The organism is Pseudomonas sp. FME51 (assembly GCF_014897305.1).
On the sequence record NZ_JABUYN010000012.1, the window covers coordinates 104,422 to 114,769 of the forward strand.

9 protein-coding genes are annotated in these 10,348 nt (G+C 55.7%); 6 read left to right on the plus strand and 3 right to left on the minus strand.

The window, feature by feature from the left end:
* Nucleotides 1-2: 2 nt before the first annotated feature.
* Nucleotides 3-866, minus strand: a complete 864-nt coding sequence (locus INT39_RS18275) for an IclR family transcriptional regulator (protein WP_193075437.1) — start codon at nt 864-866, stop codon at nt 3-5.
* A 396-nt stretch (nt 867-1,262) separates the two neighbouring features.
* On the opposite strand from INT39_RS18275, the gene INT39_RS18280 reads away from it, so the two are divergent.
* Nucleotides 1,263-2,498, plus strand: coding sequence for a CaiB/BaiF CoA transferase family protein (locus INT39_RS18280; RefSeq protein ID WP_193075438.1), 1,236 nt, complete (start codon nt 1,263-1,265; stop codon nt 2,496-2,498).
* A gap of 58 nt (nt 2,499-2,556) precedes the next feature.
* Here the strand turns inward: INT39_RS18280 and INT39_RS18285 are convergent, their stop codons facing one another.
* Nucleotides 2,557-3,048: an Lrp/AsnC ligand binding domain-containing protein gene (locus INT39_RS18285; protein ID WP_193075439.1), complete on the minus strand. Its 492-nt coding sequence runs from the start codon at nt 3,046-3,048 to the stop codon at nt 2,557-2,559.
* A 138-nt stretch (nt 3,049-3,186) separates the two neighbouring features.
* Between INT39_RS18285 and INT39_RS18290 the strand changes: the two genes are divergently transcribed.
* The 3 genes from INT39_RS18290 to INT39_RS18300 are packed head-to-tail and all read left to right on the plus strand — an operon-like array spanning nt 3,187 to nt 5,972.
* Complete coding sequence (locus INT39_RS18290) at nt 3,187-4,449, plus strand: D-amino acid dehydrogenase (protein ID WP_193075440.1); 1,263 nt, start codon at nt 3,187-3,189, stop codon at nt 4,447-4,449.
* 10 nt (nt 4,450-4,459) lie between these two features.
* The gene (locus tag INT39_RS18295; protein WP_193075441.1) at nt 4,460-4,819 is read left to right on the plus strand and encodes a RidA family protein; all 360 of its coding nucleotides are present in this window, start codon (nt 4,460-4,462) and stop codon (nt 4,817-4,819) included.
* Between the two features lie 46 nt (nt 4,820-4,865).
* Complete coding sequence (locus tag INT39_RS18300) at nt 4,866-5,972, plus strand: hypothetical protein (protein WP_193075442.1); 1,107 nt, start codon at nt 4,866-4,868, stop codon at nt 5,970-5,972.
* Between the two features lie 66 nt (nt 5,973-6,038).
* On the opposite strand, the gene INT39_RS18305 is transcribed toward INT39_RS18300, so the two are convergent.
* Entirely contained in the window at nt 6,039-6,506 is a 468-nt protein-coding gene (locus INT39_RS18305; RefSeq protein ID WP_193075443.1) for a MaoC/PaaZ C-terminal domain-containing protein, read from the minus strand.
* Nucleotides 6,507-6,708: 202 nt separating this feature from the next.
* On the opposite strand from INT39_RS18305, the gene INT39_RS18310 reads away from it, so the two are divergent.
* Together INT39_RS18310 and fadD1 are read left to right on the plus strand one after the other, a co-directional pair.
* Nucleotides 6,709-8,394, plus strand: coding sequence for a long-chain-fatty-acid--CoA ligase (locus INT39_RS18310; RefSeq protein ID WP_193075444.1), 1,686 nt, complete (start codon nt 6,709-6,711; stop codon nt 8,392-8,394).
* A 247-nt stretch (nt 8,395-8,641) separates the two neighbouring features.
* Entirely contained in the window at nt 8,642-10,330 is a 1,689-nt protein-coding gene (gene fadD1 / locus INT39_RS18315; RefSeq protein ID WP_193075445.1) for a long-chain-fatty-acid--CoA ligase FadD1, read from the plus strand.
* Nucleotides 10,331-10,348: the final 18 nt, after the last annotated feature.

A 10,348-nucleotide genomic window follows, 5' to 3' on the forward strand; every position in this document is an offset into this window, starting at 1 on the left:
CGTCAGCGGGTGGCAGCTTCTATGTTGTTTACCATGTTCACCAGACGCGGTCCGATGTCGTCTTCGAGCTTCTCTCGCGGGAGATGAAAGCTCGGGCCGCCGCAGTTGAATGCGAGCAAGCCGTGTTGTGGATGCACCATGGGCACCGCAGCGGAATTGATATCCCGCTGCCATTCCCCAATCGACATGCAATAGCCGAAGTCGGCGTAATCCCTGAATGCTCTTTCCATCCCTCTGCGAATCATCGGCCAGTCGTCCTGATGCGTCGCACGCAGATGGTTAAGAATGAAATCCCGTTCACTCTCCGGCATCGCCGCCAGGCAGGCTCGGCCCATGGATGTCAAATGCATGGGCAGGTAGGTGCCTATGTGGCGCCGGGTGCTCATGTTGGCCTTGCCGTAGGCCACATCCAGATAAACCATCTGCAACCTATCCCTGGCAGCCATGGCCACTGACGCCTGAGCATAGGCGGCCATGGCTTCCATCAACGGATGACAGGTGGCGCGCACCGACAGATTCGATAACAGTGCATAACCAAAGCCCATCACCCCGACATCCAGCTGATACTTGCCGGTCTGTGCTTGCCGCTTCAGACAGCCCAGCCGGGTCAGCGTATGGGTCAGCCGCGTTACGGTTGCCTTGGGCAAGCCGGTCTTGCTGGCCAGATCCTGGTTGCCCAGCATGGTTTCCCGCGGCGAAAAACACCGCAGAATCTCTACTCCCCGCGCCAGCGCCGTGACGAAATGACGGTCCTTGGGAGCATCCTCGAACGCACTCATCGGATCGAGCATCTGCGCATCGAATGTGTCTGGGTCGAGTATCTGGTCACTCGAACTGCCTTTTGGCTGGTTCAGATTGGTGCGCATGGTATCTCCAGTTTTCATTAAATATCAACAAAACAAAACCAAGTACTGCAGTGCGAAACATTGATCGGTTTTTCTATAAAGAGAATAACCATCTGATAACGCCACAATATCTTGTTTTAGACGTACTATGGTCTGGCTACTTTACTCAGCCTTCTACCGTAACTATGATTATCTCGTAATATGAAATCTTATACTGCATAGCGGAACATGATTCAATCTGCAGCCCTTGGCAGTTCACAAGCGGCTGGTAGTGAAACCATGCTTCAAGAGCGGAGCCGTTTGCCGCTGCGCAATGCTAGAGTCTGGATCGAATAGAACAATCAAGCCCGCAACCTGCTGCGGGGTCGCTGGGAACGAAGCTGCTTTTGGGTCGCTTCATGGCAACGGGAAAATTGAATGGGTGCGCTGACTGGAATACGGGTATTGGATTTGAGCCGAGTGCTGGCTGGGCCATGGTGTGGCCAGACCCTGGCTGATCTGGGAGCTGAAGTGATCAAAGTCGAGCGCCCCGAGAGCGGCGATGACACCCGTGGCTGGGGGCCGCCCTGGATGAAGAACCCCGAAGGCGAATGGACTGCTGAAACTTCGTATTACCAATCGGCCAATCGCGGCAAGCTGTCGGTGGCGATCAACCTGGCCAGTGCCGAAGGCCAGGAGTTGGTGAGGGCACTGGTGGCTGATTGCGACGTGCTGATCGAGAACTACAAGGCCGGTTCACTCGAGAAGTACGGATTGGATTATGCGACCCTGGCAGAGATCAATCCGCGTCTGGTGTACTGCTCCATCACCGGCTTCGGCCAGACCGGGCCGCGTGCTGCAGAGCCGGGCTACGATTTCATCATCCAGGGGCTGGGTGGGTTGATGAGCATTACTGGCGAGCGCGACGACCTGCCCGGTGGCGGGCCACAGAAAACCGGAGTGGCCTTTTCTGATCTGATGACCGGGCTGTATTCCACCATCGCCATCCAGGCGGCATTGATCAACCGGGAGAAGACCGGACGCGGTCAGCATTGTGATATGGCACTGCTGGATGTCCAGGTGGCGACTCTGGCCAATCAAAGCTTGAACTATCTGGCATCCGGTAAAGTGCCGGGGCGCTATGGCAACGCCCATGCCAACATAGTGCCGTACCAGGTGTTCCACGCAGCTGATCGTGATTTCATTATTGCCTGTGGCAACGACACTCAATTTGTGGCGCTATGTAATGCCATAGATCTGCCCGAGCTGCCGAGCGACTCGCGCTTTTCCCGTAATGCGGACCGAGTGAAAAATCGTGAAGAGATAATCGAGATTCTGGCCGCGCATTTTCTCGGTGCGACCGCTGATGAGTGGGTGAGCAAGATTCACGCGGTGAAGGTGCCGGTAGGCGCCATCAATAATATTGCTCAGGCATTGGAAGAGCCACAGGTTCAGGCGCGTGACATGCTGGTCAATCTGCCGCACCCGCTCAATCCCGCGTTCACCATGGTAGGCAGTCCGATCAAGCTGTCGGGTTCCCCGGTCGAGTATCGCGGGCCGGCACCGATGCTGGGTCAGGACACCGATGAGGTATTGCGTGCGCGGCTAGATCTGACTGACGAGCAGCTGACGGCGCTCAAGGAGCAGGGCATCATCGAGCAATCGCCGCGCTGAACATTCCTTCCTTTATATACGTCTTCCGTCATAGGGTCGCTGCCATAAGGCAACGATCCTATTGCTCCGGTACCGGCAGCGTCAGTGATTCCTTCACTTCTTCCATGACGATATAGCTTTTCGATTCGCGCACGTGGGGCAGCTTGAGCAGGATGTCGCCGAGCAGCTTGCGGTACGAGGCCATCTCGTTGATGCGCGCCTTGATCAGGTAATCGAAATCACCTGATACCAGATGACATTCCAGCACATGGGGCAATTTGAGTACCGCGCGGCGGAATTCCTCGAAGATGTCACCGGACTTGTAGGACAGGTTGATTTCGACGAAAACCAGCAGACCTGCTTGCAGGTGTTCAGGGTTGAGGCGGGCACTGTAGCCCATGATCACCCCCTCGCGCTCGAGGCGGCGGACGCGTTCTGTGCAGGGTGTCGTGGATAATCCGACTCGCTCGCCCAGCTCAGTGAAGGCCAGTCGACCTTCCTCTTGCAGCTCTCGCAAGATCTGCCGATCGATACGGTCGAGCTCTCTTTGGGCGCGGTGTTTGGTTCTCATGAGGATGTATTAGACCTTTGGCTAGTTGAACGGAAATTACCGCTGAATATAGCGGATTAAATAGTGAATTCAACTGGTAATGCTCTCCTATAATCCGGGGCCAAAGCGATTGGCTCATCAGTGGCGAGGGGTTTCATCATGCGTGTTCTGGTTCTTGGTAGTGGTGTTGTCGGCACCACCAGTGCTTATTATCTGGCCAGGGAGGGGTTTGAAGTTACTGTGATCGATCGTCAGCCTGATGTGGCTGAAGAGACCAGTCACGCCAACGCCGGTCAGATATCTCCTGGTTACGCGTCACCTTGGGCAGCGCCGGGTGTGCCGCTGAAGGCCATCAAGTGGATGATGCAGAAGCATGCCCCGCTGAGCATCAAGCCGACAGCCGATATCAATCAGTATCTGTTCATGGCGCGCATGCTGCGCAATTGCACCGCTGCACGTTATGCCGTGAACAAGGAGCGCATGGTACGTCTGTCCGAATACAGCCGTGACTGCCTGGATGAGCTGCGTATCGAGACCGGCATCGAGTATGAAGGTCGCCAGCGTGGAACCACCCAGTTGTTCCGCACGCAGGCGCAACTGGACGGTGCGGCCAAGGATATTGCGGTGCTGGAACAGATGGGGGTTCCGTACGAATTGCTGGACCGCAATACACTGGCTACTGCCGAGCCGGCGCTGGCCAAGGTCGCGCACAAGCTGACCGGTGGGCTGCGTCTGCCCAATGACCAGACCGGTGACTGTCTGATGTTCACTCGCCGGATCGCCGAGATGGCGCGGGAGCTGGGCGTCGAGTTCCGCTTCAATCAGAATATCGAACGCCTGGACTACGCCGGTGATCGTCTCAATGGCGTCTGGATCGATGGCAAACTGGAAACCGCCGACAGCTATGTATTGGCGCTGGGCAGTTTCAGTCCGCACATGCTGGCGCCACTGGGTATCACTGCGCCGATCTATCCGCTCAAGGGCTACTCCATCACAGTGCCGATCACCAATCCGGACATGGCACCGGTTTCCACCATGCTGGATGAAACCTACAAGGTGGCGATCACCCGTTTTGACAACCGCATCCGTGTTGGTGGCATGGCGGAAATTCGCGGCTATGATCTGAAGATCGATCCGCGCAAAGGGCAGACACTGAAGATGATTGTCGAGGATCTGTTCCCGGAAGGAAGTGATACATCCACCATCGACCTGTGGACCGGTCTGCGCCCGGCAACCCCGGATGGCACGCCAATCATCGGCAAGACTCGCTATCGAAATCTGTTCCTCAACACCGGTCACGGCACCCTGGGTTGGACCATGTCCTGCGGCTCGGCGCGTCTGTTAGCAGATATAATGGCGCAGAAGACCTCGGCCATCAGCATCGCTGGTTTTGATATATCCCGCTATGGCGACAGCAAATAGGTGAACACGCATGCACATTCGGCGACTGAGTACTGATAACCGTATGAGTCAGGCTGTCATCCACCGAGATACCGTCTATCTGGCGGGGCAGGTGGGAGAGAGCATGGAGGCGGGCATTGAACAGCAGACGCTGGAGACCCTGCAGGAGATTGAACGGCTGCTCGTTGATGCGGGCAGTAATAAAGAGCATATTCTTTCGGTAACCATTTACCTGAAAGATATCGAACGCGATTTCGCCGGCATGAATGCCGTGTGGGATCGCTGGCTGTCCGCGGGTGTTGCCCCGGCACGAGCCACTGTAGAGGCCGGGATGTGCGAATCGGATATCCTGGTGGAAATGTCAGTTATTGCTGCTGTAGCTGAACAGTAAGACGCAGCGCGACTATAACGATAAAATTAAAAAGTAGAGCTTAAAAATGAACAAACACTCTTTGCAGATTGCCCTGGCCTACATGTCGGTAGTTATTGGTGGTGGCTTTGCCTCGGGTAATGAAGTCCTGCAATTCTTCAGTGGTTATGGCCTCGCCGGCATAGCTGGGTCGGTGATCAGTGCCGTGCTGTTTGCCTTTTTGGGCATGCAGATTGCCCGCATCAGTTCGGTGATGCAGGCTGCCTCGCACAAGCAGGTGCTCTATATAATGTTCGGAAAGCAGGCTGGCCTGGTGGTTGACCTGATTCTTTCATTCTTCCTGTACGGTGTGGGTGTGGTCATGCTTGCTGGTGCCGGCTCGACCCTTGCTCAACAGTTTGGGCTGGCCCCCTTGGTCGGCTCCATCCTCATGACCGCCTTGGTGATCGGCACGCTTTGTCTGAACGTCAGAGGCATCATCAACCTGATCAGTGTCGTCATGCCGTTCCTGTTGGTTCTGGTGCTGGCCATCATGGTGTATTCCATCTATACCAGCACAGCTTCCGTCGAGGAGCTGAGTCAGGTGGCGACAGAAGTGACAGTGATCACGTTCCTGGGTGCAGATGTGCCGCACTGGGCTTTGAGTGGTTTGCTCTATGCTTCTTTCAATATCGCGGTGGGCTTTCCCATGTTGGCGGTTATTGGCGGATTGACCCAATCGCCCAAAGCAGCGGGACGGGGCGGCGTGGCCGGCGGTCTGGGTCTGGGCTTTCTGATCATTCTGTTGAACATCGGCCTGTTTTCGAACCTGGACAAGCTACAAGGTGTTGAGATCCCGACCCTGATGCTGGCGCAGAATATTCACCCCTGGTTGGCTGTGCTGCTGTCCATCGCTCTGGTCTGCATGATCTACAGTACCGCGGTTGGCATGTTCTTCGCCTTCAGCGCACGCTTTGCGGCCCCCGAAACCAGTCGTTTCAAGGCGTTGAGCGCGGTGTTTGCGGTAGTGGGGTTGGGCCTGAGCCAAGTTGGCTTCACCAAGCTGGTCGGTACCGTCTATCCAATGCTGGGTGTGGTCGGGCTGGTTCTGATCATTGCCATCGCTGCCAGTTGGATACGTACACGCAATCGTAGTGCAGAGGATCTGGCAACCGAGGCTAAACGCCGTATCTGAACCGCTGTCTGTTTGATTGACAAGGCCGCCATCTATTGATGGCGGCCTTGTCGTTTGAGGCAAAGCTCAGTAGCTGACCTCAGGCAGTTGTATCCTTTCCAGGCGTACCTTCTCGGTCGGCGCCATCACAGTCGCTGCGCCATCCACTACCTTCTTGCCATCCTGATTGATTACCCGTGTGGCTATCTTCAGCCGGTTTTTCGGCAGCTTTTCCAGCACTTCCAATTCAATGCGGATTTCGTCGCCAAGGCGCACCGGACGCAGGAAGCTCAACTCCTGGCCGATATAGATGGTTCCCGGCCCCGGCAGTTCGCAGGCGATGGCTGCGGAAATCAAGGCGCCCGACAGCATGCCATGGGCGATGCGACCCTTGAAAGGGGTGGTTTCGGCGAACTGCTGGTCGAGGTGAACCGGATTCACGTCGCCTGATACAGTGGCAAACAGAACCAGATCGCGCTCGGATACGGTATGGCTGACACTGGCGGTGTCACCTATATTGACTTCTTCGTAGGTGCGGCTTTCTAGCATGGACATTGGCTGACTCCGATAGCGTCTGAACCCGGCATGCAACCGTATTCAGACAAGTGATGAAACAGAACCGTGTTTTGTGTTTTTCGGCATTACTGGTAGTTTTGCTCAGTACGCTGGTACCTCATGAATAATAACAGCGCAAGTGTCTGGGGTCTGTTGATGCAATGCCCGGCACCTGGCGATTCCAACGGGAGAGAAGGATCAAATGGAAGCAACGTTCTGGAACGACAAACGCCCACCGGGGGTTCCCCACGATATCGACTTGAGCCAGTTCAATTCAATCATTGACGTGTTTGAATCGTCCTGTGCACAACATGCCGATAATCCTGCATTCACCAATATGGGCGTAACCCTGAGTTACGGGGAGCTTGAGCGTTATTCGGCGGCATTTGCCAGCTACATCCAGAACTACACTGATCTGAAACCCGGTGATCGTATCGCTATTCAGATGCCCAACGTACTGCAGTTTCCCATCGCCGTATTCGGCGCCATGCGCGCTGGCCTGGTTGTCGTCAATACCAACCCCTTGTACACCGCGCGGGAAATGCGTCACCAGTTCAGCGATTCAGGTGCGCGCGCGTTGATCTACATGAACCTGTTCGGCCATCTGGTGCAGGAAGTGCTTCCGGACACCGATATCAAGTACCTGTTCGAGGCGCGCATGGGCGACATGCTGCCTCCCATCAAGGGATTGTTGATCAATGCGGCCGTCAAGCATGTGAAGAAAATGGTACCGGCCTACCGGTTGCCCCAAGCGGTGTCATTCAAGAGCGCACTGGCGCGTTGCCGGGATGCCGTGCCCCTGCCTGTGTCGCGCACTCTGGATGATATCGCCGTGTTGCAGTACACCGGCGGTACCACCGGTTTAGCCAAGGGCGCCATGCTGACGCACGGTAACCTGGTGGCCAACATGCTGCAGGTACACGCCAACCTGCAGCAGGTCGACAAGGATGGCCAGCGATTGATGGGTGATGGTGGAGAAGTCATCATTGCGCCGCTGCCGCTGTATCACATTTTCGCGTTCACGGTGAATTGCATGTGCATGCTGCTGGCTGGGCATCACAACGTGTTGATCAGCAACCCGCGTGATATTCCCGGTTTCATCAAAGAACTGAAAAAATGGCAATTTTCCTCGATTGTTGGTCTCAACACGCTGTTCGTGGCGCTCCTGGAACACCCTGAGTTCCAGGAGCTGGATTTCTCTCGATTGAAGAGCACTACCTCCGGCGGCACGGCGTTGGTCAAGGCGACCGCTGAGCGCTGGCAAAGCAAAACCGGTAGCGGTATCGGCGAAGGCTATGGTTTGACCGAGTGCTCGCCGGTGGTTTGTTCCAGTCCGGGTGACGGCCTTGCCAGACTTGGCAGCGTAGGTCTGGCAGTACCCGGCACCGCGCTGAAGGTGATTGATGAAGAGGGCAATGAGCTGCCGCTGGGTCAACGAGGTGAACTCTGCGTCAAGGGGCCTCAGGTGATGAAAGGCTATTGGCAGCAGCCCGATGCCACTGTCGAGGCGATGGATGCGGATGGCTGGTTCAAGACCGGTGACGTGGCCATTATCGATGAAGATGGTTTTGTCAGCATTGTTGATCGCATCAAGGATCTGATCATCGTATCTGGTTTCAACGTGTATCCGAACGAAATCGAAGATGTGGTCGCAGCCCATCCCAAAGTCGCCAACGCGGCAGTTATTGGTGTGCCGGATGAGAAATCCGGTGAAGCGGTGAAGCTGTTTGTGGTGCCGTCTGCTGCCGATCTGACGGTGGATGAGCTGAAAGCCTATTGTCGATCAAACTTCACTGGTTACAAGGTGCCTAAATACTACGAGATTCGTAAGTCGCTGCCCATGACGCCGGTTGGCAAGATATTGCGTCGCGAATTACGCGATGAGTAATTGCTGACTCTCAAAACACAGAAATCGGCTGACTGATCAGTCGGTTTCTGTCTTCCTCGTCCTGCTTTTTTTCATGCCCGGATTAGCCCTTGATCTATGGCTTGGCCAGAAAAAAGCTGTTAGGCTTCGGGCCACTTTTCGACCAGAATCGATGAAATATTCACGGAAGGGTCGAAACGAATTTCTGCCTTAATTAAAAGACAATAGCAGCGCGGTATTGCAACCGGACGCATTACAGGGGGTATCCATGCACGAGAGTTTTTGGACTGACAAATATCCGGAGGGGATCCCTACCGAGATCAACCCTGACCAATACCCCAATGTTCTGGCTGTGCTGAAGGAATCCTGTCAACGCTTCGCTGACAAGCCTGCTTTCACCAATCTCGGTAAGACCATTACCTATAGTGAACTGTACCAATTGTCTGGCGAGTTTGCGGCTTACCTGCAGAACCATGCTGGACTGCAGCCGGGTGATCGTATCGCGGTGCAGCTGCCCAACGTGCTGCAGTATCCGGTAGTGGTGTTCGGCGCCATGCGCGCTGGCTATGTGGTGGTCAACACCAACCCTTTGTATACCGCGCGGGAAATGGAGCATCAGTTCAACGATTCCGGAGCCAAGGCACTGGTTTGCCTGGCCAACATGGCGCATCTGGCTGAGGAAGTTGTACCAAAGACCGGTGTGAAACACGTTATCGTGACCGAGGTCGCGGATATGTTGCCACCGCTCAAGCGAGTGCTGGTGAATGCCGTGGTCAAGTATGTGAAGAAGATGGTGCCTGCGTGGTCCATCCCGGGCTCGGTGCCTTTTACCCAGACCATGAAGATCGGCGCCAAGGCCAGCTTCCGTGAAGCCAATCCGAGTGCCGAAGACACCGCAGTGCTGCAATATACCGGTGGCACCACTGGTGTGGCCAAAGGCGCAATGCTGACTCACCGCAACCTGATTGCCAACATGTTGCAATGCAAGGTGATGATGCCGGACAACATGAACGACGGTGAAGAAACCATCATCTGTCCGCTGCCGCTGTACCACATCTACGCATTCACCTTTCATTGCATGTCGGTCATGGTCACCGGCAATCACAACATCCTGATCACCAACCCCCGGGATATTCCCGCGACGGTGAAGGAGATGGGACAGTTCCGCTTCAGCGCCTTTGTCGGTCTTAACACCCTGTTTGCCGCACTGTGCAACAACGAGCAGTTCCGCCAACTGGACTTCAGCAGCATGAAGCTGACGCTCTCAGGTGGCATGGCGCTGCAACAGGCCACGGCCGAGCGTTGGAGCAAGGTAACCGGCTGCGACGTGTCCGAAGGCTATGGCATGACCGAAACCAGTCCGGTGGTGTCGGTGAACCCGGCTAACGCTATTCAGCTGGGCACTATCGGTATCCCGGTACCCTCGACCCTGTGCAAGGTGATTGATGATGAGGGTCAGGAATTGCCATTGGGCGAGCGGGGCGAGTTGTGCGTCAAGGGCCCGCAGGTGATGAAGGGCTACTGGCAGCGTCAGGAAGCCACAGACGAGATACTCAGTGCAGACGGCTGGCTGCAGACAGGTGATATTGCCATCATCCAGGAAGACGGCTATATGCGCATCGTCGACCGGAAGAAGGACATGATCGTGGTGTCCGGCTTCAATGTGTACCCCAATGAGCTGGAAGATGTCATGGCGGCGATACCGGGCGTGCTGCAATGCGCGGCCATTGGCATCCCCAACGAGAACTCCGGTGAGACAATCAAGGTGTTTGTAGTCCGGGAGCCGGGCGCACAATTGACCGCAGAGCAGGTCAGAACGCACATGCGCGAGAAGCTGACTGCGTACAAGGTGCCGAAGGAAGTCGAGTTCCGTGACAGCCTGCCGACCACCAACGTAGGCAAGATCCTGCGGCGCGAGCTGCGTGACGAGGAAATGAAGAAACTCGGCGCGGCATAACACCCGCCCTCGGTTCTT

What these genes read in the sequence shown, in the direction of transcription:
- INT39_RS18310 (WP_193075444.1), top strand. Translation starts at nt 6,709, where the DNA reads ATGGAAGCAACGTTCTGGAACGACAAACGCCCACCGGGGGTTCCCCAC.
- INT39_RS18305 (WP_193075443.1), bottom strand. Translation starts at nt 6,506, where the DNA reads ATGTCCATGCTAGAAAGCCGCACCTACGAAGAAGTCAATATAGGTGAC.
- INT39_RS18275 (WP_193075437.1), bottom strand. Translation starts at nt 866, where the DNA reads ATGCGCACCAATCTGAACCAGCCAAAAGGCAGTTCGAGTGACCAGATA.
- INT39_RS18295 (WP_193075441.1), top strand. Translation starts at nt 4,460, where the DNA reads ATGCACATTCGGCGACTGAGTACTGATAACCGTATGAGTCAGGCTGTC.
- fadD1 (WP_193075445.1), top strand. Translation starts at nt 8,642, where the DNA reads ATGCACGAGAGTTTTTGGACTGACAAATATCCGGAGGGGATCCCTACC.
- INT39_RS18280 (WP_193075438.1), top strand. Translation starts at nt 1,263, where the DNA reads ATGGGTGCGCTGACTGGAATACGGGTATTGGATTTGAGCCGAGTGCTG.
- INT39_RS18300 (WP_193075442.1), top strand. Translation starts at nt 4,866, where the DNA reads ATGAACAAACACTCTTTGCAGATTGCCCTGGCCTACATGTCGGTAGTT.
- INT39_RS18290 (WP_193075440.1), top strand. Translation starts at nt 3,187, where the DNA reads ATGCGTGTTCTGGTTCTTGGTAGTGGTGTTGTCGGCACCACCAGTGCT.
- INT39_RS18285 (WP_193075439.1), bottom strand. Translation starts at nt 3,048, where the DNA reads ATGAGAACCAAACACCGCGCCCAAAGAGAGCTCGACCGTATCGATCGG.